Origin of the sequence: Streptomyces sp. NPDC020996, assembly GCF_040641355.1 — a bacterium.
Lineage (GTDB): Bacteria > Actinomycetota > Actinomycetes > Streptomycetales > Streptomycetaceae > Streptomyces.
In genome coordinates this window covers 76180-97810 of record NZ_JBFADM010000029.1, presented here as the reverse complement: position 1 = coordinate 97810, position 21631 = coordinate 76180, and the positions used below count along the sequence as shown (strand labels likewise).

The 21631-nt window shown below is 73.4% G+C and carries 22 protein-coding genes, 1 tRNA gene and 1 pseudogene; 7 read left to right on the top strand and 17 right to left on the bottom strand.

Features of this window, described 5'->3' with window-relative positions:
* The 3 genes and pseudogenes from AB0G63_RS20905 to AB0G63_RS20895 form a co-directional block, all read right to left on the bottom strand.
* Window positions 1-96, bottom strand: a pseudogene (locus tag AB0G63_RS20905) (AIR carboxylase family protein); the annotation flags it as partial.
* Window positions 97-112: 16 nt separating this feature from the next.
* Complete coding sequence (locus AB0G63_RS20900; protein ID WP_360752217.1) at window positions 113-1510, bottom strand: gluconate:H+ symporter; 1398 nt, start codon at window positions 1508-1510, stop codon at window positions 113-115.
* Between the two features lie 84 nt (window positions 1511-1594).
* Window positions 1595-2113 (bottom strand): gluconokinase, encoded by a 519-nt coding sequence (locus AB0G63_RS20895; protein WP_360752214.1) that lies wholly within the window; start codon window positions 2111-2113, stop codon window positions 1595-1597.
* A gap of 139 nt (window positions 2114-2252) precedes the next feature.
* Between AB0G63_RS20895 and AB0G63_RS20890 the strand changes: the two genes are divergently transcribed.
* On the top strand, window positions 2253-2954 hold the full coding sequence (locus tag AB0G63_RS20890) for a FadR/GntR family transcriptional regulator (protein ID WP_360752212.1): 702 nt from the start codon (window positions 2253-2255) through the stop codon (window positions 2952-2954).
* A gap of 33 nt (window positions 2955-2987) precedes the next feature.
* Here AB0G63_RS20890 and AB0G63_RS20885 read toward each other — a convergent pair whose 3' ends face one another.
* The 11 genes from AB0G63_RS20885 to AB0G63_RS20835 all read right to left on the bottom strand — a co-directional run bounded on the left by AB0G63_RS20885 (window position 2988) and on the right by AB0G63_RS20835 (window position 11765).
* A complete protein-coding gene (locus AB0G63_RS20885; RefSeq protein WP_360752209.1) occupies window positions 2988-3410 on the bottom strand; it encodes a YchJ family metal-binding protein in 423 nt (140 codons plus the stop codon).
* A gap of 83 nt (window positions 3411-3493) precedes the next feature.
* On the bottom strand, window positions 3494-4183 hold the full coding sequence (locus tag AB0G63_RS20880) for a DUF4389 domain-containing protein (RefSeq protein WP_360752206.1): 690 nt from the start codon (window positions 4181-4183) through the stop codon (window positions 3494-3496).
* 6 nt (window positions 4184-4189) lie between these two features.
* On the bottom strand, window positions 4190-4906 hold the full coding sequence (locus tag AB0G63_RS20875) for a CBS domain-containing protein (protein ID WP_360752203.1): 717 nt from the start codon (window positions 4904-4906) through the stop codon (window positions 4190-4192).
* 640 nt (window positions 4907-5546) lie between these two features.
* Entirely contained in the window at window positions 5547-6443 is an 897-nt protein-coding gene (locus tag AB0G63_RS20870) for a universal stress protein (RefSeq protein WP_360752200.1), read from the bottom strand.
* 139 nt (window positions 6444-6582) lie between these two features.
* Complete coding sequence (locus AB0G63_RS20865) at window positions 6583-7008, bottom strand: pyridoxamine 5'-phosphate oxidase family protein (protein WP_360752198.1); 426 nt, start codon at window positions 7006-7008, stop codon at window positions 6583-6585.
* A gap of 94 nt (window positions 7009-7102) precedes the next feature.
* On the bottom strand, window positions 7103-8404 hold the full coding sequence (locus AB0G63_RS20860; RefSeq protein WP_360752195.1) for a PAS domain S-box protein: 1302 nt from the start codon (window positions 8402-8404) through the stop codon (window positions 7103-7105).
* A gap of 14 nt (window positions 8405-8418) precedes the next feature.
* Window positions 8419-9414, bottom strand: coding sequence for a SpoIIE family protein phosphatase (locus tag AB0G63_RS20855; protein WP_360752193.1), 996 nt, complete (start codon window positions 9412-9414; stop codon window positions 8419-8421).
* A 49-nt stretch (window positions 9415-9463) separates the two neighbouring features.
* Window positions 9464-9892 (bottom strand): anti-sigma regulatory factor, encoded by a 429-nt coding sequence (locus AB0G63_RS20850; RefSeq protein ID WP_360752191.1) that lies wholly within the window; start codon window positions 9890-9892, stop codon window positions 9464-9466.
* Window positions 9889-10275, bottom strand: a complete 387-nt coding sequence (locus AB0G63_RS20845) for an STAS domain-containing protein (RefSeq protein ID WP_324788775.1) — start codon at window positions 10273-10275, stop codon at window positions 9889-9891. Before AB0G63_RS20845 ends, AB0G63_RS20850 begins: the two co-directional genes overlap by 4 nt.
* On the bottom strand, window positions 10275-11492 hold the full coding sequence (locus AB0G63_RS20840; RefSeq protein ID WP_360752188.1) for a PAS domain S-box protein: 1218 nt from the start codon (window positions 11490-11492) through the stop codon (window positions 10275-10277). The genes AB0G63_RS20845 and AB0G63_RS20840 overlap by 1 nt, the downstream gene beginning before the upstream one ends.
* A 188-nt stretch (window positions 11493-11680) precedes the next feature.
* Window positions 11681-11765: transfer RNA gene (locus AB0G63_RS20835), tRNA-Leu, on the bottom strand.
* 195 nt (window positions 11766-11960) lie between these two features.
* Here AB0G63_RS20835 and AB0G63_RS20830 point away from each other — a divergent pair.
* From AB0G63_RS20830 to AB0G63_RS20820, 3 genes are all read left to right on the top strand, one after another.
* Complete coding sequence (locus AB0G63_RS20830) at window positions 11961-13286, top strand: M20/M25/M40 family metallo-hydrolase (RefSeq protein WP_360752185.1); 1326 nt, start codon at window positions 11961-11963, stop codon at window positions 13284-13286.
* Between the two features lie 137 nt (window positions 13287-13423).
* A complete protein-coding gene (gene chpH, locus AB0G63_RS20825) occupies window positions 13424-13657 on the top strand; it encodes a chaplin ChpH (protein ID WP_360752183.1) in 234 nt (77 codons plus the stop codon).
* A gap of 128 nt (window positions 13658-13785) precedes the next feature.
* Window positions 13786-14583 carry a chaplin gene (locus AB0G63_RS20820; protein WP_360752181.1) on the top strand — a complete coding sequence of 266 codons (798 nt, stop codon included), beginning with the start codon at window positions 13786-13788 and terminating at the stop codon, window positions 14581-14583.
* Between the two features lie 70 nt (window positions 14584-14653).
* Here AB0G63_RS20820 and AB0G63_RS20815 read toward each other — a convergent pair whose 3' ends face one another.
* Window positions 14654-14842 (bottom strand): DUF5703 family protein, encoded by a 189-nt coding sequence (locus AB0G63_RS20815; RefSeq protein WP_007380901.1) that lies wholly within the window; start codon window positions 14840-14842, stop codon window positions 14654-14656.
* Between the two features lie 47 nt (window positions 14843-14889).
* Between AB0G63_RS20815 and AB0G63_RS20810 the strand changes: the two genes are divergently transcribed.
* Window positions 14890-15708 carry a hypothetical protein gene (locus tag AB0G63_RS20810; RefSeq protein WP_360752178.1) on the top strand — a complete coding sequence of 273 codons (819 nt, stop codon included), beginning with the start codon at window positions 14890-14892 and terminating at the stop codon, window positions 15706-15708.
* 73 nt (window positions 15709-15781) lie between these two features.
* On the opposite strand, the gene AB0G63_RS20805 is transcribed toward AB0G63_RS20810, so the two are convergent.
* Both AB0G63_RS20805 and AB0G63_RS20800 read right to left on the bottom strand, forming a co-directional pair.
* Window positions 15782-18274: a helix-hairpin-helix domain-containing protein gene (locus tag AB0G63_RS20805; RefSeq protein ID WP_360752175.1), complete on the bottom strand. Its 2493-nt coding sequence runs from the start codon at window positions 18272-18274 to the stop codon at window positions 15782-15784.
* Complete coding sequence (locus tag AB0G63_RS20800) at window positions 18271-19254, bottom strand: aldo/keto reductase (RefSeq protein WP_360752173.1); 984 nt, start codon at window positions 19252-19254, stop codon at window positions 18271-18273. Before AB0G63_RS20800 ends, AB0G63_RS20805 begins: the two co-directional genes overlap by 4 nt.
* A gap of 196 nt (window positions 19255-19450) precedes the next feature.
* Between AB0G63_RS20800 and AB0G63_RS20795 the strand changes: the two genes are divergently transcribed.
* The gene (locus tag AB0G63_RS20795) at window positions 19451-20506 is read left to right on the top strand and encodes an LLM class F420-dependent oxidoreductase (protein ID WP_360752170.1); all 1056 of its coding nucleotides are present in this window, start codon (window positions 19451-19453) and stop codon (window positions 20504-20506) included.
* Between the two features lie 335 nt (window positions 20507-20841).
* Complete coding sequence (locus AB0G63_RS20790) at window positions 20842-21630, top strand: ferritin-like domain-containing protein (RefSeq protein ID WP_360752167.1); 789 nt, start codon at window positions 20842-20844, stop codon at window positions 21628-21630.
* The last annotated feature ends 1 nt before the right edge of the window (window position 21631 follow it).

Genomic DNA, 21631 nt, shown 5'->3' with positions numbered 1-21631 from the left:
CATCTGCACGATGGACAGCAGCGAGTCCATGCCGTCGAGGTACTTCAGCGGGACGGGGACGCCGATGACGGGCAGCGGGGTGACGGAGGCGAGCACCGGCGCGCGGCCCGCTTCAGATGACCAGTGACAGCAGCATGACCAGGCCGCCCGCGACCACCGAGATGATCGTCTCCATGACGGACCAGCTCTTGACGGTCTGCCCGATGCTCAGCCCGAAGTACTCCTTCACCAGCCAGAACCCGGCGTCGTTGACGTGGCTGAAGAACAGGGAGCCGGCGCCGACGGCCAGGACCAGCAGGGCGGTGTGCGCGGTCGACATGTCGGCCGCGAGCGGGGCGACCAGGCCGGCCGCCGAGATCGTCGCCACGGTCGCCGAACCGGTCGCGAGCCGGATCCCGACCGCGATCAGCCAGCCCAGCAGCAGGGCCGGTATGGACCAGTCCTCGGAGATGTCCAGGATCATCCGGCCCACCCCGCAGTCGATCAGCGTCTGCTTGAAGCCGCCGCCCGCGCCGACGATCAGCAGGATGCCGGCGATCGGCGCCAGGCTGCTCTCCACCGTCCGCTGGATCCGCTCCTTGCCGAAGCCGGCCGCCCGGCCCAGCGTGAACATGCCGACGATGACGGCGGCGAGCAGGGCGATCAGCGGGGAGCCGACGACGTCGAAGACGCGCTGGGTGGTGTTCGCGGGGTCGTCGATCACGAGGTCGACCAGTGCCTTGGACAGCATCAGCACGACCGGCAGCAGCACGGTGGCCAGCGTCGGCCCGAACGCGGGCCGCCGCTCCAGTTCCTCGGAGGCGCGCGGCGGCAGCATGCGCTCCGGGACCGGCGCGTCCACCCAGCGGGCGGCGACCTTCGAGAACAGCGGCCCGGCGACGATCACCGTGGGGACGGCGACCAGCACGCCGAGGGCGAGGGTGACGCCGAGGTCGGCGTGCAGGGCGTCGATCGCGACCAGCGGCCCGGGGTGCGGCGGCACCAGCCCGTGCATCACGGACAGGCCCGCGAGCGCCGGGATGCCGATGCGCATCAGCGAGTAGTTGCCGCGCCGGGCGACCATCAGCACGACCGGGATCAGCAGCACGATGCCGACCTCGAAGAACAGCGGCAGACCGATCACCGAGGCGATCAGCACCATGGCCCACGGCATCGCGCGCCCGCCCGCCCTGGCGAGGATCGTGTCGACGATCCCGTCCGCGCCGCCGGAGTCGGCGAGCAGCTTGCCGAGGATCGCGCCGAGGGCGATCAGCACGCCCACACCGGCGACCGTGGAGCCGAGCCCGGTGGTGAAACTGGTGATCGCCTTGTCGAGCGGCGCCCCGGCGATCGCGCCGAGCGCCAGCGATCCGATGGTCAGCGCCAGGAAGGCGTGCAGCTTGAACCGGGTGATGAGCAGGACGATGACGGCGATGCCCGCCAGGACGGCGATGCCCAGCTGAGCGTGACCGGCCGAGGTGATCGGCTCGGGCGCGTCCGCTGCCAGCATCTCGACGCTGAGTCTGGTCACGGTTTTCCCTTGCAGGTACGGGGGACGGGGGAGTGGCGTCGGGCGCGACGCCGACTGGTACTACCGGGCCGGGCGGAGGCGCTGTTACCGGGCCGGGCGGGACAGCGTGGCCAGCGCGCCGACGGCCCGTTCGGTGATCTCCTCGGGACTGCCCGCGACGTCCACCTCGACGCCCGCCTCGTCCGGCCCGAGCGGCTGGAGCGTGGCGAACTGGGAGTCGAGCAGCGCCGTGGGCATGAAGTGCCCCTGCCGGTGCGACATCCGGTCCTCGACGAGGGCCCGGTCGCCGGTGAGGTGGACGAAGACGAGTCCGGGAGCGGCGGCCCTGAGCCGGTCGCGGTACGACCGCTTCAGCGCCGAGCAGCTGACCACCCCGCCCAGCCCCTCCCGGTCGTGCGCCCAGATGCCGATGGCGTCCAGCCACGGCCACCGGTCCGCGTCACCGAGCGGGATCCCGGCGGACATCTTGGCGATGTTGGCCGACGGGTGGAAGTCGTCGCCCTCGGCGTACGGAACGCCGAGCCGGGCCGCGAGCAGGGGACCGACGGTGGTCTTCCCGGTGCCCGCTACGCCCATCACGGCGACGACCTGGGGGGTGCTCATTGGCTGCCTCACTGTCTGCTGTCCTCGTCGGCACCTGATTGCCGACGCCACTGAAACCGATTAGGTACGACGAATTCAAGAGTCTGTGACAAATAAGTCTGACTTTTTCTGGCCGTGACGCGCCCCGTACGCTGAGTGCATGAGCACAACGGGCCGGGGGCTGCACGGCCGCGTACTGGACACCCTCGGCCCCGCGATCACCGCGGGCGAGTATCCGCCGGGCAGTGTCCTGCGCACGGACGAGCTGGCGCAGCGTTTCGAGGTGTCACGCTCGGTGATGCGCGAGGCAGTACGCGTCCTGGAGTCGATGCACCTGGTGGAGTCGCGCCGCCGGGTGGGCGTCACGGTGCGGCCGACCGCCGAGTGGAACGTCTACGACCCGCAGGTCATCCGCTGGCGGCTGGCCGGCGCCGACCGCCCGCGGCAGCTGCGCTCGCTCACGGTGCTGCGCTCGGCGGTCGAACCGGTCGCCGCGGGACTGGCGGCCCGGCACGCCTCCCCCGAGCAGTGCGCCGAACTCACCGAGTGCGCGCTCGGCATGGTGGCCAACTCACGCGGCCACCGGCTCCAGGGGTACCTCGTCCACGACATCGCCTTCCACCGGGTGATCCTCACCGCGTCCGGCAACGAGATGTTCGCCCGCCTCGGTGACGTCGTCGCCGAGGTCCTGGCCGGCCGCACCCAGCACGAGGTCATGTTCGAGGACCCCGACCCGGCCGCCGTCACCCTCCACGTCCAGGTCGCCGAAGCGGTGCGCGAGGGCGACGCGGAGCGCGCGGAACGGCTGACCCGCGAGATCACGGTGGGCGCGCTGCGGGAACTGGACGTCCTGGCGCCGTAGCGGCCCTCCGGCCGCCCGATCTCTTCGGAGCTCTCAGCCGAGGAAGTCCCCGTCGACGTACACCCACGCCCCGTCGACCCGTTCGAACCGGCTGCGCTCGTGCAGCGAACCGCCCCGGTACGACGCCCGGAAGGTCACCGTCCCGGTGGCGTGGAACGCCGAGCCGTCGGCGGTGCCGAGGATCTCCAGCCCGGTCCAGCGCGTCCCGGGGTCGAAGTCGACCCGCGCGGGGCGCGTGCGCGGGTGCCAGGTGCGCAGCAGGTAGGCCTCGTCGAGGCGCACGAAGGCGGCGTAGCGCGAACGCATCAGCGCCTCGGCCGTCGGCGCCGCGGCGTCGCCCCGGTGGAAGCGGCCGCAGCACTCCTCGTACGTCTCCGCGCGACCGCACGGACAGACGGGCCGGTGGGTCTGCGCGGAGCCGTGCTGCGGGCGCGGCCGGGAGGTACGTCGGGACATGCGCCCCATTGTGCTGCACCCGGTGAGCCGGGGACCGCGGCAGACCGCCTTCCGCGCAGGACCAGGGCCACCAGGGCCCGCGGTCACGGCTGGTCCCGCACCGCGCCTGCCGTCCCCGCCGTGCCCGTGCCCGGCTCGGCGCCGCCCATGTCGAGGCGGAACGGCGGATAGCTGTCCGTCATCAGGCCGGCGTACGCGGCGACCCGCAGCACCCAGCGGTTCAGGCCCAGGACCAGGTCGAACAGGGACTTGGGGTACTCCTCGGTGAACGCCAGCGTCACGGCGGCGATCAGCACCAGCACGCCGACCAGCCCGCCGCCCCACCAGCCGAGATTGATGCCGCTGAGGAAGAACCAGAGGACGACGTAGTGCGGTATCGCCAGCAGCCACCACTTCACCAGCACCAGGCCGCGGGAGAGGCGCTCGGGGTAGGCGATGTCCAGCCGCGCCGGATAGCCGGGCTCCGCACCCAGGCTGAAGGGCGGGTACCGGTCGGTGCCCAGGGCGCCGTACGAGTAGTAGGCCACCCGCCAGCTCCAGCGCAGCACCCCCAGGCTGAAGTCGAACAGGGCCCGCGGATAGCGCTCGGTGAACAGGATGGCGAAGAACGCGACCACGCTCACCGCGACGAACCCGATCCACAGGAAGAACAGCACCACGTAGTGCGGGATCAGCAGGATCCACTTCACCAGCCACAGCCACCGGGACAGCGGCTCCTCCAGCTCCGCGTCCACGCGGACCGCGGTGCCCGAGGACGCCGCGAGGGTCGTCATGACGGATCAGCTCCTTCCGGCGGTGCTCGCCCCGGTGGACGGGTGCCTCTCGGACGGACGCGTGTCGTCGTCGCGGTACGTCAGACCGTTCACGACGCCGACCACCCCGTCGACCCGCCACGTCAGCCGGATCACGAGCGGGACGTCGGTGCGGTTCTCCACCTGCCCGTCGAGCGTGACCATGCCGTCCCGCACCGAGACGGTCACGGCGTACGCGGCCAGGCACATCGTGCCGGTCAGCACCTCGTCGATCACGTCCTGGCGGATCTCCTCGTCCGAGCGCAGGAACACCCGCAGCAGATCCCGCCGGGTGGCGATGCCGATCAGCCTGTCCTCCTCGTCCACCACCGGGAGCCGGTCGACGCCGTGGCGCTCCATGATGCGCGCAGCGGCCTCGACGGCCTGCTCCGGATGCACGGTGACCGCGGGGCTCGACATCATCTCCCCGGCCGTGGTGGCCCGGGCGACGGCGGCCGCGCGCCGGGCGCGGCGCGGTACGGGCAGCATCCGCAGCCGCCGCACCTGTCCGCCGGCGGGGCCGACCGCCTGGCGGCGGATCAGGTCCGTCTCGGAGACCACCCCGAGGACCTTGTCGTCGTGGTCCACCACGGGCAGCCCGCTGATCCGGTGCTCGGCCAGCAGCCGGGCGACGTCCTTGAACGACGTCTCCCGGTGAGCCTCGACCACCTCGCGGGTCATCACCTCGCCGACGATGCGGGCCATCACGACCACTCCCTTCTCGCCCACCGTCCACGAACAGGCGCGACGGAGTTCTGCTGAGCCGACCCGCCCGGCCGGGGTACGGCCCTGCGGAGCGCGGCGGTTTGTGCGGCGGACACCGGGAGCCGGATGACCCGTACGGCGCTGTGACCGCCAGGTTTTCGCGGACCGTTCCGGACAGCCGGCGCCCCGATGCTCTTCAAGGCTCCCGCGCGGCGCTCCGCCGGTGCAGGGGCCGAGCGTCCTGCCCGCAGGACCGAACCGCCCCACCGGATCGGCCGTCCCGCCGCCTCCCGGCCCGGGCCGGCCGCCCGGTCACGGCCCCTTCGGCCACGCACGGGAGCCGAAGGACCCAGCTCCCGCACCCGTCCCACGGCACGCGGCTCCCGCACCCGTCCCACGCACGCGCCTGCCTCGGCTGCGCCGCGCCTGCCCGGACGTGTGCCGCCCCGCCACCGCCTCGCGACGCTGCCGGCCCGGCCGGTGCGCCGCCCGGACGGCACCGCGAGCTGCCCGGTCCCGGGGCCGAGACGCGCGAAGGCCGCCCCGCCGAAGCGGGGCGGCCATGGCCGGGCGGCCTCACGGGCCTTCGTCGGGCGGCCTCACGGGCCTGCGCCAAGCGGCCTCGTACCGGCCCGCCGGGTCACTCGTGCGGAACCACCGCGACGGGCGCCTTGGCGTGGTGCAGCACGGCGTGCGCGACCGGCCCGATCCGCGCGCCGAGCGGGGTACGCCGGATGCGCCGGCCGACCACGACCAGCGACGCGTCGGCCGCGGCGTCCACCAGATGACCGCCGGCGTTGCCTATCACGGCGTCCTCGACGACCTCCACACCGGGGAACTTCTCGCGCCACGGCGCCAGGGCGGCCTTGACGGCGCCCGCCTCCTGACGGGCCAGCTCCTCGTTCAGCGCCTGGTCGGTGGCGGCCCCGTAGGCGAAGTAGGGCGGCAGGCTCCAGCCGTGCACCACGCGCAGCCGCGCCGCGCGGCGGGACGCCGACTCGAACGCGAACGCGATGACCGCCGCGTCGGGGTGCTCGTGGTCCAGCCCGAGCACGACGTCCCGGTAGGGCGTCCCGGCCGACGGGCGGCCCTCCGCGTCCGGCCGGCGCTCGTCCTCCGGGCGCGTGCCGGAACGCACCAGCACGACCGGCCGGTCGGTCTGGGCGACGACGCCGAGAGCGACGGAGCCGACCAGGAAACCGGTGACGCCACCCAGCCCACGGGAGCCGATGACCAGCGGGTCGGCCTCCTCCGAGGCCCCCAGCAGCGCGGCCCCGGGCGCCTGCGACACCTGCTCGTAGGTGATCGTCAGGCCGGGGTGGCCACGGTGCAGCTGCTCCATCGCCTCCCGCAGGATCCGCAGCGCCCAGTGCTGGTGCGTCGAGTCCTCCGACGCCGGCTCGGCGTACCGCTGCCAGTCCCAGGCGTGCACCAGGTGCAGCGGGAGGCCCCGCATCTCGGCCTCACGAGCGGCCCACTCGGCGGCCGCGAGGCTCGCGGGCGATCCGTCGAGTCCGACGGTCACGGTACGGGTCATGGCAGGACCTCCTGGTCGTACAACAAGTGTGCGGTGCTTCGATCACATGATGGCAAGGGTGATCAACACGGCGGCAGGGGCCGAGCGGCCCGTGATCACGGTGGCTTTCGGCCCCCTCACCCGCAGCCGCGGAGGCCCTTCAGCACCCGCAGCCGCGGACGCCCTTCAGCTCACGCCCGGTGACGATCTCCGCCTCGATCCGCACGAAGACCCCCTCCGGCAGCGGCATCCAGGAGCGCGGGCCGGTCCTGGTCAGGCGCTCGTGCTCGGCGGGGCCGGTCACCACGGTGGCGCGGCCGGTGACTACCACGCTCCAGCCGGACCGGGCCTCGGCGTCGAAGTCGTCCGCCTCGAAGGCGACCACGACCCCGTCCACCGCGCGCACCAGGTCCGACGCGGCCGACGTGCGCAGCAGCACGGAGAAGTCGCCGTCCAGGGAGAAGTTGACGGGCAGAACGGCGGGCAGCGCGTGGCGCGTGTACACGACACGGCCGACCGGCACCTTGGCCAGCAGGCGCAGACACTCCTGCCGGTCGAGTATGCGGAAGCCGTCCCCATCCACCATCCGGCCATGGTCTCGCCCGGAGCACACCGGGGTTTAGGGCCGGTCGGCCCTGTTTGCCGGGCCGAGCCGCACCGTCTGGGTGCGTCTGGCTGCCCTATCCGATCCGGGCGGCGGGCCGGGCCGGCGGCGGCGATCCGGCCGCGCTGAGGGGAATGCGCCAGCACAGCCGGGTGCCGCCCTCGGGCCGGCCGGCCACCTCGAAGGCGCCGCCGAGCTTCTCCGCCCGGCGCCGCATGTTGGTCAGACCGCTGCTGCGGGTGGGCCGGCCGATGCCGCGGCCGTTGTCGACGACCTCCAGCAGCAGCTCGTCCGCCGCGTGCACGGTGACCTGGACGGCGGTGGCCTGGGCGTGCCGGGCGATGTTGGACAGCGCCTCGCGCAGCACGGCGAGCAGATGCGCGGCCGTCTCGTCGGGCAGCGCGGCGTCGACCGGGCCCTCGAACGCGACCGCGGGCGCGAACCCGAGCCGGTGCTGCGCCGAGGACGTCTCGTCGATGACCTGGGCGCGCAGGCTGGCCGCCTTCTGCGTCGGCTGGTTGAGGTCGAAGATGGTGTTGCGCAGCTCCCGGATGGTGGAGTCGAGCTCGTCGATGACCCGGTTGACCCGGCCGGCGGTGTCGGCGTCGGCGCCACGGGCGGCGATGCTCTGCAGCGCCAGACCGGCCCCGAACACCCGCTGGATGACCATGTCGTGCAGGTCGCGGGCGATGCGCTCACGCTCGGCCATCACCTCGCGGTCCGCGCGCGCCGCGGCCAGCTCGGCCTGGGCGGCGAGCTGCTGGGTGATGTCGCGCAGCACGGTGCAGAAACCGACCAGGTCGCCGTCGGGGTCGCGCATCGCGGAGACCGTGACGGCCACGTCGACCTCGGTGCCGTCGGCACGGCGCCAGCTGCTCTGGTGCGGCTCGGCGTGCTGCCGCGAACGGATCTGCTCCACCGCGGAACGGTAGGCGGCGAGCGCCGCGTCCGGCATCAGGTCGTCGACCGACCGGCCCACGACGTCCCGCTCGCTGCGGCCGAACAGCCGCTCGGCGCCCGGGTTCCAGGTCCCGACGCGGCCGGCGCGGTCCACCGCGAGCATGGCGTCGTCGGAGGAGGCCACGATGGCCGCGAGCCGGGCCTCGGCCGCCCGGGCGGCCTCCAGCTCGGTGTGCAGGGCGATCAGACCCCGGTTGGTGTCCTCCAGCTCCTGGCGCAGCTCGTCGAGCAGCCGGTCACGCGGGTCCGGCTCCGGCCGCCCACCGGTCGCGTCGTCGTTGACGGCGGGCGGGTCCGGCTCCGGCCGCCCACCGGTCGTGTCGTCGGTCGCGTCGTCGTTGACGGCGGAGTGTGCGCCTCCGTCGGCCCGGAGGCCGCGCGGATTCTCCATGTCGGGACCGCCCTTCGCCTCCGTCACCCGCGACCCGATCATCATGCCATGCGGTCGGTGCCGCGGACCACGAGCACCGTGGCGTCGTCCGTGGGCCGGCCGAAGTCCCGCTGGACGACCGCCGCGACGATCGCCGGATGCCGCCGCGTCAGCAGCGGGTGCTCCTCCAGGTTCCAGCCGGACCGGATCCCGTCCGAGACCAGGACGAGGGTCGATTCCGACGCCCAGGGGCAGCGCTGGATCCGGGTGCCGGGCACGGGCAGGTGGGTGCCCAGGGTGCCGGGCCGGTCCAGCAGATGGACGGACCGGGCGCCGGTGTACACCCGCCCGGTGATGTTCCCGACGGCCGCGTACGACAGCTCGCCCCGGCCGGCGTCGATCAGGCACGTGCCCAGCACACCGCCCCGGGTGCCGCGCATCGCCTCGTGCGCCTGCCGGACGAACCGTTCCAGATCGGTGACCGGGTGCCGTTCGAACGCGGTGACCGCGGCGCGCGACGCGGCGGCCGCGCCGGAACCGTGCCCCAGACCGTCGACCACCAGCGCGGCCAGCGTCGGGCCCGGCGCGACCGTCCAGGAGTCACCCGACTCCCCGTCCCCGCCGTAGGGCACGTTGACGCCGCCGAACCGCCACCGGGTGTCCGGGCCGGACCCCGCGGTGCCCAGCCGCGCGTACACGACCGTGCCGCGCCGCGTGGAGTACCAGTCGAACTCGACCGCGTTCCGGCGCACGACCCGCAGCCCCGCGCTCAGCCCGCCACCCCGGAACGGACCCGCCTGGGCGGCCACGGCGCCGTCCGCGGCCGGCGCGAGGGCGCTGCCCGTCATCCCCGGACCGCTGTCGACGGACAGCAGCTCGATCCCGTCCCCGGCCCTGCGCACCAGCACGTAACCGCCGGGATGGGCGTGCCGGACCAGGTTCGTGCCCAGCTCGGTCGCGACCAGCTCGGCCGTGCCCGGACGCAGCCCGGTCTGCGCGGCGGCCAGCCGGGCGACCGACCGGCGCAGCGCACCGACGTCCTCCTCGGCGGCGATCATGTGCCGCTGGTGTTCGCTCTCGCTCAGCGCCGTCGCACCCCCGTCGCCCCTACCGCTGCCATTTCACGATCACCACCGTGGTGCCGGTCCCCGGGACGGACGTGAGGGTCATGTCGTCCACCAGCCGCCGGGCTCCCGGCAGCCCCAGCCCGAGGCTGCCCTTGGTGCTGAAACCGTCGGTCAGCGCCGCGTCGATGTCCGCGATGCCCGGACCGTCGTCGCTGAACGTGGCCCGCACCCCGCGGCGGCCCTGGCGGAACACCTGCTCCACGCTGATGCGGCCGCGGCGGCCGGTGGCGTAGTTGAGGATGTTGCGGGCCAGCTCGCTGCCCGCCGTGATCAGTTTCGTGGCGTCCACCAGGTTCAGGCCCGCCGCGTCGGCCTCGGCGCGCAGCACCTTGCGGACACGGATCAGGTCGGCCTCGTGGGCGATGGCGAAGGCGTCCGCCTCGCGGCCGGTCGTGGCATCCGTCGTCACGGGCGGTCCGCACCCGAGTCGCCGCGGCGCAGCCGTCGCAGCAGCGCCAGCCCCTGCTCGGCGTTGAGCGCGGTGTCCAGGTGCCCCATGGGGACGCCCAGCTCCACCAGCGTGATGGCCACCGCGGGCTGGATCCCCACCACGGCCGCCTGCGCGCCCAGCAGCCGCACCATCGCCACGATCCGGGCGAGCACCCGGGCGATGAAGGAGTCCACCACGCTCAGCCGGCTGACGTCGATCAGCATGCCGCTCGCGGAGGTCCGCGCGACCTCCCGGGTGAGCTGCTCCTCGATCTGGATCACCGTGGTGTCGTCGAGGTCGCCCTGCAACGCCACCAGCAGCGTGTCGCCGATCTGCATGACCGGCACCACGTCCTCGGTCATCACACCTCACCCCCGGTCAGCGCACGCGCGGCCAGCTCCGCCGAGCCGGCCCGCTCGGCCAGCACCGCCAGCGCCAGCTGCAGCGCGTCCTGCAGGGTGTTGCGGGAGCGCAGGCGTCCCATGTCGATGCCCAGGTGCACCATGGACTGGGCGGTCTCGGGACGCACCCCGCTCATGATGCTCACCGTGCCCATCAGCGCGGCCGCCTGCACCGTCTTCAGCAGGTGCTGGGCGACCTGCGTGTCGATGGTGGGCACCCCGCTGATGTCCAGGATGGCCACCTCGGCCTGGGTCTGGGCGATCTTCTCCAGCAGGCCCTCGGTCAGCCGCGTCGCCCGCAGCGTGTCCAGGGTGCCGATGATCGGCAGCGCCAGGACCTTGTCCCACACCTGGATCACCGGCGTCGACAGCTCCAGGATCTCGTCCCGCTGCCGCTGCAGCCGCTGCTCGGTCTCCCGGCGCTCGGTGACGTCCCGGATCGCGGCGGCCACCAGCCGGCCCTCGGCGGTCTCCAGCGGGCTCAGACTGATCTCGACGGGGAACTCGGTGCCGTCCCGGCGCATTCCGTACAGCTCCAGACCCGCGCCCATCGGCCGCAGCCGCGGGTCGTGCAGGAAGCCCGTGCGGTGGCCGACGTGCCGGTCGCGGAACCGCGACGGCACCAGGACCTCGATCTCCCGGCCGACCAGTTCGTCGCGCTGGAAACCGAACAGCGCCTCGGTCTGCCGGTTGACCAGGACGATCCGCGCGTCGTCGCCGACGATCACCATGGCGTCCGGCGCCGACTCCAGCAGGCCGTGGAACAGCGACTCGGTCCGCGCGCTCTCGGTGACGTCCTGGAGCGTCTTGACGAAGCCGGTCACCCTGCCGTCCGCCTCCCGCACCGGCGTCAGCGTGACCCGGGCGAGGAACCGCTCGCCGCCCTTGCGCACCCGCCAGCCCTGGAACGCCCGACGGCCGTCCTGCCGGGCCGCGTCCAGCTCCCGCTCGACCAGGCCCGCGTCGCGGTCCTCCGCGGTGTGCAGCGTCGCCACCGACCGGCCCACGATCTCGTCGGACCCGTAACCGGTCATGGCCTGTGCGGTCCGGCTCCAGCGGACCACCTCGCCCTCGGCACCCAGCTTGATGACGGCCTGGTCGGTGACCGCGTCCAGCATCGCCTCGAGATCGCGCAGGCTGCCCTGCGGGTCCCGGTCGCCTTCCGATGACCTCGTCATTCCGGCCTGCCTCCCGCGTCCTCGGTCCCGACCGGGCACCCGCCACGGGCGCCCCGTTCCCGGCGCGGCCGATGCTACTTGCTCCCTCGTAGAAGATCAGCACCACGGACCCCGGAAGTGATCATGCCGACTCCCGGAAAACGCGCTGTGCGGGCCGAGAGTCATCTCGGCCCGCACAGCGGATCCAGTGTCCGAGGGGGGACTTGAACCCCCACGCCCGATAAAGGGCACTAGCACCTCAAGCTAGCGCGTCTGCCATTCCGCCACCCGGACAAGGTGTGCGTCGTGCGGGTTTCCCCCGCGGCGACGAAGGAAACATTACCAGGCTTTCAGCGGCCCCTGATCACCCCCCGATCGCTCCCCGTCCACGCGTGAACGGCGTGTGACGGGCCGGGCCCGGTCTTGGGGCCGGGCGGCCGGCGGGGGAGGATGAGGGGACCACCAGCAGTGACAGCGGGAGGAAGCAGCGTGAGCGAGACGGACACGACCGGCGGCGTCACCGGTCAGGACGAGGTCGTGGACCTCTGCCGCGAGCTGATCCAGATCGACACCAGCAACTACGGCGACCACTCGGGCCCGGGCGAGCGCGCGGCGGCGGAGTACGTCGCGGAGAAGCTCGCCGAAGTGGGTCTCGAACCGCGGATCTTCGAGTCGCATCCGGGACGCGCCTCCACGGTCGCCCGGATCGAGGGCGAGGACCCCTCCCGGCCCGCGCTGCTCATCCACGGCCACCTCGACGTCGTACCTGCCAACGCGGCCGACTGGACGTACGACCCCTTCTCCGGCGAGGTCGAGGACGGGTGCGTGTGGGGACGCGGCGCCGTCGACATGAAGGACATGGACGCGATGACCCTGGCGGTCGTCCGCGACCGGCTGCGCAGCGGGCGCAGGCCCCCGCGGGACATCGTGCTCGCCTTCCTGGCGGACGAGGAGGCGGGCGGCACGTACGGCGCCCGGTACCTCGTCGACCACCACCCGGACCTGTTCGAGGGCGTGACCGAGGCGATCAGCGAGGTGGGCGGCTTCTCGTTCACCGTCAGCGAGCAGCGGCGGCTGTACCTGATCCAGACGGCCGAGAAGGGCATGCACTGGATGAAGCTGACCGTGGCGGGCACCGCCGGGCACGGGTCGATGATCCACCGGGACAACGCCATCACCGAGCTGTCGGAGGCGGTCGCCCGACTGGGACGGCACAGGTTCCCGGTGCGCGTGACCAAGACGACCCGGGCCTTCCTCGACGAACTCGGCGACGCGCTCGGCACCGAACTCGACCCGGAGGACATGGAGTCGACCCTCGCCCGGCTCGGCGGCATCGCCAAGCTCATCGGCGCGAGCCTCAGCAACACCGCCAACCCCACGCAGCTGGGCGCCGGCTACAAGGTCAACGTCATCCCGGGCGAGGCCACCGCGCACGTCGACGGGCGGTTCCTGCCGGGGTACGAGGAGGAGTTCCTCGCCGACCTCGACCGGATCCTCGGGCCGAAGGTGCGGCGCGAGGACGTGCACGCCGACAAGGCCGTGGAGACCTCCTTCGACGGGGCGCTCGTGGAGGCCATGCAGTCCTCGCTGCTGGCCGAGGACCCGGCCGCGAAGGCCATCCCCTTCATGCTGTCCGCCGGCACCGACGCCAAGTCCTTCGACGACCTGGGCATCCGCGGCTTCGGTTTCGTGCCGCTGAAGCTGCCGCCGGAGCTGGACTTCGCGGGCATGTTCCACGGGGTCGACGAGCGGGTGCCGGTGGAGGGACTGAAGTTCGGTGTGCGTGTCCTGGACCGGTTCATCGACGCGTCGTGATCTCCTTTAATCGGCCGCGCGTGCGGCCGTGACTGAGAAGAGTGAATGCGACCATAAGCTCGTAGCCCCATTCACGCCTCCTCGTTACAGGTGATGCGATCCGCTGCTTGGGATCGCATTGCCAACCAGGAGGAATAATGATCAAGAAGGTCGTCGCTGCTGCGGCTGCCACCGGTGGTCTGGTTCTCGCGGGTGCGGGCCTGGCTGTCGCCGACTCGGGCGCTCAGGGTGCCGCCGTGCACTCCCCGGGCGTCGCTTCCGGCAACGTCATCCAGGTGCCCGTCCACACCCAGGTGAACCTCTGCGGCAACACGGTCTCCGTGATCGGGCTGCTGAACCCTGCCTTCGGCAACTTCTGCATCAACAAGTGACCCCGGCCCTCTGAGGGTCGTTCTCACGCCCGTCGGCTCCGGAGCGTGCGCCATGCGCTCCGGAGCCGACCGGCCTTTGGTGCAGCTGGTTCCAGGTCAGATTTTCGAAGGCAGGGGAGGATTCAGGGATGCGACAGGCCACTCGTAAGGGCTTGATGACCGTGGCGGCCGCGACCGGCGTGATCGCCGCCGCGAGCGGATACGCGCACGCCGACGCGGGCGCGAGCGGCGCCACGTCCGACTCGCCCGGCGTGCTGTCGGGCAACACCGTGCAGGCGCCGGTGCACGTGCCGGTCAACGCGTGCGGCAACACGATCAACGTCGTCGGGCTGCTCAACCCGGCGATCGGCAACACATGCGTCAACCAGGGCGGCGGCAGCGGCTCATCGGGCGGGTACGGCGACTCCGGAGGGCACGGCGGCTCCGGGGGCGCGCAGGCCGGCGGGCACACCGGCGGCTCGCCCGGCGTCGGCTCGGGCAACCACGTCCAGGCACCGGTCGACGTGCCGGTGAACGTCTGCGGCAACACCGTCGACATCGTCGGCCTCGGCAACGCCGCCGCCGGCAACCGCTGCGGCAACGGCGGCGGCGGCCACCACCACGGCACGCCTCCGGGCGGCGGCCACGAGACGCCCCCGCCCGGGCAGCCGGAGCACCCGGGCGGCCCTGAGCACCCGGGTCACCCCGGCGGCCCCGAGCAGCCGGGCCACCCCGGCGGGCACACGCCGCCCACCAGCGGTGGCCAGACGCCCGGCGGCTCCTCGCACGTCAACCACCCGAGCACCCGGTCGCTCACCCCGTCCGGGGGTGGCGCACAGCTCGCCCACACGGGAAGCGGCCTCCCGCTGGGCATCACCCTCCCGGTCGGCGCGGGCGCGCTGCTGGCCGGCACCGTGCTCTACCGCAAGGCCCGCGCCTGGGCGTAAGCGTTCGCACGCAGGAAACGGAGCGGGCCCCGCCTCGGCGGGGCCCGCTCCGTTTCGTCGTCGCCCGAACTCACCACGTGGCGCGCACCTGGCGGATGATCCGCCGGCGCAACCGCACCCTGCGGCTGCCGTCGCGCATCAGGCTCAGACGGTCCAACTCCCAGTGACCGTACTCGGCATGGTCCGTCAGCAGACGTGTGGCGTCCTTGCGGGAGACCCCGCGCGGCACGTACACGTCGACAAATTCGTATTCCGGCATCGCATCTATTGTGCGGGCTGGGGGCTCGTACGGATAGCGTCTGCACTATGTCTGATGCTGCGCAGCCCACCGCTGCAGAGGTACGCGCCGCGGCCGAGGCGGTCAAGACCGCGCTCGACCGCCACCTGGCCGCGGTCGAACGCCGGTCGGGGGAGGACGACCCGGCCGTCTACGAGGCGTTCAACCAGCTGGCGGCGGCCGCCGAGGCGTACGACGAGCTGCTCTACGACCGGTACGACGAGGTCACGCCCTTCGAGATCCCCGGCGCGGAGGACACGCTGCCGCCGTACACGGGTCCCGAGGAACCGAACGCGCTGAGCGTGCTGATCCGCCGCGACTACGCCGTGGTGGAGCCGCAGCGGCTGCGGGCCCAGGCGCAGCGGATCGAGGCCGCCGACGACGAGGCGGACGGGGCGGAGGCCTCCGCGACGGTGCACGGTGCGCTGGGCATCCTGTTCGGCGAGTTCGAACCCGACGAGATCGCCTCACGGCACAAGGAGTTCGGCCTCGAGGAGGGCGACTCCACGCTGTGGGTGACGGCCGCGGACGATCCGGCCGAGCCCGGCGAATGGCTGGAGGCGCCCTTCGACCAGGTCGACCCGCAGCGGGTGGTCTGCCGCTTCGACGTCAGCGCCGTCTTCGACGACGACGTCGAAGACATCGACGACATCGCAGACGCCGAAGACGCCGACGATATTGAGGACATCGAGGATATCGAGGACATCGAGGAAATCGACGAGGAGGCCGACGTCGAGGCGGACCAGGATCTCGACGACGAACTCGACACAGACCTGGACGACGACGAGGACGACGAGGGCGAGGACGAGGCGGACGACGACCTGGAGCGGCTGGACGCGGACCGCTGACGGTCCGGCGGCCGTGCCGGCCGCGGGCCCCCGGGGTGTCGCACCCCGGGGCCCCGTCGTCGAGCGGTCGCCGTCAGCCGGTCGTCGGCAGCTGCGCCCGCAGCAGCACCGGCAGCCGGGTCGTGCGCGGCTTCGCCGGGACCTCGGCCACTGCGCGGGGCAGCGCCTGCTCCACGCCGTGCACCACGGACAGGTGCCGCTCCGCCCGGCCGAACGCCGTGTACACCCACGGGCGGCTGAGTGAGTGCGCCGCGTCCCCCGGCAGTACCACGACCACGGCCGGCCAGCGGTTGCCCACCGCCTGGTGCGCCGTCAGCGCCCACCCGTGCCGTACGGACTGCTCCACCCGCTCCTTCGGTACGACGACGGAAGCGCCCCCGCACGACAGGTGCAGCCCGTCGGCGTCGGCCTTCACCACCCGCCCCGGCAGCGTCCGCCCAGGGGTGGGGGAGTAGGCGACCCGGTCGCCGGGGTCGAAGCCGCCGAAGCGGCCGGGGCCGGGGTTGAGCCGCTCCTTCAGAGCGGCGTTCAGCGCGCGCGTGCCGGCCGCGCCGCCGTGGCCCGGGGTGATCACCTGGGTCCGCTCGGCCGGGACGCCGATCGCGCGGGGCACCGAGTCGGCGACGAGCTGCACGGTCCGGTGCACGGCCTCGCCGGCGTCCCGCACCGGGACGATCACGACCTCCTTGCCGGGGGCGTCGACCTGGTTCAGCTCGCCGACGCCGATGCCGGAGACCAGTTCGCCCAGCGGGCCGGAGTCCGGCACCCGGGAGGCCACCTGCGGGCAGGCCCGCGCCGCCAGCAGGTCCGCGAAGACCCGCCCGGGCCCGGCCGACCACAGCACCGCGGGGTCGCCGGCCAGCACCAGCCGTGCCCCGTCGGGCAGGGACTCCACGAGCAGGGCCGCCGTCTCGACGTCCAGCTGGGGCGCGTCGAGCACGACGAGCAGGTCCAGGTCCAGCGCCCCTTCCGCGTCCCGGCCGGGCCCCTCGGCCCCGGACAGCAGCCCGGCGACGGTGGCGACGCGGGGCGCGGCGGCCGGGGCGGTGTCCGCGGCGGAGCCGTCGGACCGGGACGTGCCGGCCGGTGACGCGCCGGTCCACGACGTGCTGAAACGGTCGCGGCCGAGCGGGGTGTGCGTGGCGGCCCAGGCCCGCAGCCCGAGCCCGTCCGCCGCGCGCAGCAGGGCCGCGAGGTCCGCCAGGGACGCCTCCCCGCCGGTGTGCAGCACCAGACCGTGGGCGCCGGCCGCCCGGACCAGTTCGGCGGTGGAGCCGCGGACCGCCGCCGCGGCCTCCTCCCAGCGCTCGGCCGGACCGCCCTCCTTCGGCACCGAGTCGATCAGCCGGGCCAGGCCGTCGGCGAGGCTCTCCTCCGCGAGCGCGTACCGTTCCAGGCCGACCAGGACGCGCACGGGACGCTCCTCGCCCTCCTCCGGTTCCGGCGCGGCCGGGTCGAGGGCGTCCTGGAAGACCAGTGCCTCGCCCTCGGCGACGGCGCTGTGCACGGCCGCCTCGGCGTCGGGTACGCCCCGTTGGGCGAGGGCCGCGACGAGCGCCGGCATCTCCAGGGAGGTGTGCCCGGCCAGGGCCGCCTGCTCCAGCAGCCAGCCGGTGACCGCGCGGCCCCGCCGCTCGTCGTCCGGGCCGCACTCCGCGCCCAGCAGCGCACGGGCGAAGCCGTCGGCCTGCTCGGGCCGCACCCCGGCGACCCGCAGCAGCTGCCAGGGGTCGGCCCGCAGCCGCTGGTCCGCGCCCTCGCCGAGGGCTGCGGCGACCTGCGGTGCGAGCGTGTCCGGCGCGCCGCCGTCGGTGAGCACCCGCCGCACCGCGGCGACCGTCTCCGGTGCGGGAGCCGAGGGCGCCGGGGCCGCCTCCGTCTGCTGTGGGCGTCGTGCCGGCTCGGGGGCGGGGCGGCGCCTGGCGGGTGCCGGCTCGGCGAAGACGGGGGCCACGGGCTGCCGGCCGCTCTCCACGGCCCGGACGGCCGCGAGCAGGTCGGCGGCCTTCCCGCTGAGCTTGGCGCCGGCCGCGATCGGCTCGCTCCTGGCCGCCTTGCGCGCCTCGATCCGCTCCCGCTCGATCCGCTGCGCCGCCAACTCGGCCTCGGCCTCGGACATCCGGCCGACGGCCTCCCCCTCGCCCCCGGCGTCCCCAGCGCCCCCACCCACGGGGTCCGCGGCTTCCGCGGTGTCCCCGGCCTCCGTACCACCCTCGGCCTCCGCGGCGTCCCCGGCTTCGGCGTCCCCGGTCTTCGCGGCGTCCCGGCCCTTCGCCGCGTTGCGGTCCTCAGTGCTCCCTGTCTCCGCCGCGTCCCGGGCCTCGGCCTCGGCGGCGCCTCCGGCTTCCGGGGCGTCCCCGGCTTCGGGGCTGGCGTCCCCGGTCTTCGCGGCGTCCCGGCCCTTCGCCGCGTTGCGGCCCTCAGTGCTCCCTGTCTCCGCCGCGTCCTCCCCGGTCTCCCCGGCGCCGGCCTCCGCGGTGTCCACGGGCTCCCGGGTGTCGTCCTCGGCCGCGGCGTCCGGGGTCCCCGGCTCGGTGTCGTCCGTGGTCTCGGGGTCCGTGCTCACAGCGTGCTCCAGTCGTGATCGGGATAGCGGTGCACGGGCGCCGACACGTCGTCGAGCGCCCGGCAGATCTCGTCAGGAAGACTAAGGGCCTCCACTGACAACGCCGCCGTGAGCTGCTGCGCGTTGCGCGCGCCGATGACGGGCGCGGTCACCCCCGGCCGGTCTCGGATCCAGGCGAGGGCGATCTGCAGGGGCGTCACCGCGAGCCCGTCGGCCGCGGTCTGCACGGCGTCGACGATCCGGCTCGCCGTGTCGTCGAGGTACGGCGCGACGAACGGCGCCAGATGCTCCGAGGCGCCCCGCGAGTCCGGGGGCGTGCTGGTGCGGTACTTGCCGGTGAGGACCCCGCGGCCCAGCGGCGAGGACGGCAGCAGGCCGATGCCCAGGTCCAGCGCGGCCGGCAGCACCTCCCGCTCGACGCCGCGCTGCAGCAGCGAGTACTCCAGCTGGGTGCTCGCCAGCCGCGTCCGCGTGCCCGGCGCCGCGAGCTGCCAGGTCGCGGCCTTGGCCAGCTGCCAGCCGCAGAAGTTGGAGACGCCGACATAGCGGGCGCGGCCGCTGCTGACCGCCAGGTCGAGAGCCTGCAGGGTCTCCTCCAGCGGGGTGCAGGGGTCGAAGGCGTGGACGTGCCACACGTCGACGTAGTCCGTCCCCAGCCGCGCGAGCGAGGCGTCCAGCGCGGCCAGCAGGTGCCCGCGCGAGCCGTCGAAGCGGCGGTCGGGGTCCGGGACGCTGCCCGCCTTGGTCGAGATGACCAGGTCCCGCCGCGGCACGAAGCCTTCCATGAGGCGTCCGAGGAGGTACTCGGCCTCTCCGTCGCCGTACACGTCCGCGGTGTCGACGAGGTTCCCGCCCGCCTCCCAGAACGTTTTCAAGAGGTCCGCGGCGTCGTGCTCGTCGGTGTCCCTGCCCCAGGTGAGGGTGCCGAGTCCGATGCGGGACACGCGAAGGCCGGTGCGGCCGAGATGCCTCTGCTCCATGAACGCCGAGATTACTGGCCGGAACCTGTCGCGTGGGGGCCTGTGGACAACCAGTTTTCCCAGCCGTCACCCGCGCCGCCGCCAGGTCCGTAACGGCTGGTCGCGCGGCGTGTGCGCGACATGACTGCCCACTGCGGCGCCGCCCGCGCTAGGGTCTGCCGCACAGGGACGTTACTGATCGGTAAGGGGATCGGCCATGAAGCTCGGGATCAACCTCGGCTACTGGGGCGCCGGAATGGACGCGGACAACCTGGCGGTCGCCCAGGAGGCCGACCGGCTCGGGTACGCGGTGTGCTGGGCCGCGGAGGCCTACGGGTCGGACGCCGCCACCGTGCTCACCTGGGTCGCCGCCCAGACCGAGCGGATCGATGTCGGCTCGGCCATCTTCCAGATCCCGGCCCGCCAGCCGGCCATGACCGCGATGACCGCGGCCACCCTCGACTCGCTCTCCGGCGGCCGTTTCCGCCTCGGCCTCGGCGTCTCCGGGCCGCAGGTCTCCGAGGGCTGGTACGGGGTGAAGTTCGACAAGCCGCTGGCCCGCACGCGTGAGTACGTGGAGATCGTGCGCAAGGCGATGTCGCGCGAGCGGCTGACGTACGACGGCGAGCACTGGACGCTGCCGCTGCCCGGCGGCCCGGGCAAGCCCATCAAGCTGACAGTGCACCCGCAGCGCGAGCACATCCCGCTGTACATCGCCGCGATCGGCCCGAAGAACCTCGAGCAGACCGGCGAGATCGCGGACGGCGTGCTGCTGATCTTCCCCGCCGCGGAGCACCTGGAGGAGACCGCGATCCGGCACCTGCGGGCCGGCCGGGAGAAGGCGGGCAAGACGCTCGAGGGCTTCGACGTCTGCCCCACGCTCCCGCTCGCCGTCGGCGACGACAAGGACGTCACCGCGCTCGCCGACACCTTCCGCCCCTACACGGCGCTGTACGTCGGCGGCATGGGCAGCCGCAAGCAGAACTTCTACAACCAGCTCGCCTGCCGCATGGGGTACGAGAAGGAGGCCGCCGAGATCCAGGACAAGTACCTCGCCGGCGACAAGCAGGGCGCCGCGGCCGCGATCCCGCACGACCTGATCGACAAGACGACGCTGCTCGGCTCCGTGGACCGCATCGCGGACCGGATGCGGCAGTACGCGGAGGCGGGGGTCACCACCCTGACGCTCGCCCCGGCCGGCTTCACCCTCGACGAGCGGCTCGCCTCGCTCCGCGCCGGCACCGAGGCCCTGGAGCGCGCCGGACTGGCGTGACACGGGCCGCGCGAGGCGCGCGTGACGCAAGGCCATGAGGCGCGTGTGGCACGGGGCGCCGAGGGGTGCGTGGCACGGCGCGCCCAGGCGTGCGTGGCACAGGGCGCGCGCCCCGCAGGCCGGTCTTCCGCGGCCGTGGTGGGGGCTCGGGGGTCTTCCCCGCCACGGCCGTCACGGGGAACAACGCGTCACGGTCCGCGCGGTTACGGCGCCGGGACACGCCGAGCGTCAGTCTTTCGGCGCAGTCGTCCACCACAGCTGTTGCGGCACGCATCCCCCCGCACTTGACTCGGTCTGTGCGGGGGTCCTGCGGAGTCCTGCAGAGAGGTGGTCAGATGCTTTCCGCCAAGAGCCTGTTCCAGGAGATCCTCGACAACGACGAGTCCTTCGCCCTGTTCTGCTCCATCGCCGCCAGCGGCGAGGCCCAGGGCGGCTGGGAGAACGCCCGCATCGCCGCGCTCGTCCCGCGGAGCGAACGCGACCTCGCCCCCAAGATCACCCGGCACGGCGCCGACGAGGACAAGCACGGTCGTATCTTCACCGCGCTGATGAGGAAGCGCGGCCTGACCCCCGTCCCCGTCCCGCCCGAGACCGACTACACGATGCTCCTGGAGAAGCACGGCATCGGCCTCGCCCACGCCAAGCTCACCCAGGACCAGCCGCTCACCGTGCGGGACATCGTCACCTACCTCGCCCACAGCCGGGTCACCGAGCAGCGCGCCTCCGAGCAGATGGAGCTGCTGCGCAAGCACTTCGCCGACCACCCCGGCATCGGCCGCGCGGTCCGGATGATCTCGGACGACGAGGACAACCACCTCGCCTACTGCCACGAGGAACTGCTCCGCCTCGCCTACGCCGGCCACGGCCGCGACATCCAGCGGACGCTGCGGGAGTGCGCGCTCGCCGAGATCCGCATCTACCGGGACGTCAGCCTCGCGGTGATGAACCACATGGGCCGCATCCTCGGCTGGCCGAAGGCGAAGTCCGCGGTGCTCGCCGCCGGCATCCACGCCGTCTACGCGTACGAACGGCTGGTGGGCTGGCACCGGATGGTGACCCTGCGGAAGCCCGAGCGGCGCGACGCGCTCGGCGGCCCCGCGACGACCGCCCCCGAGTTCGCCTGAC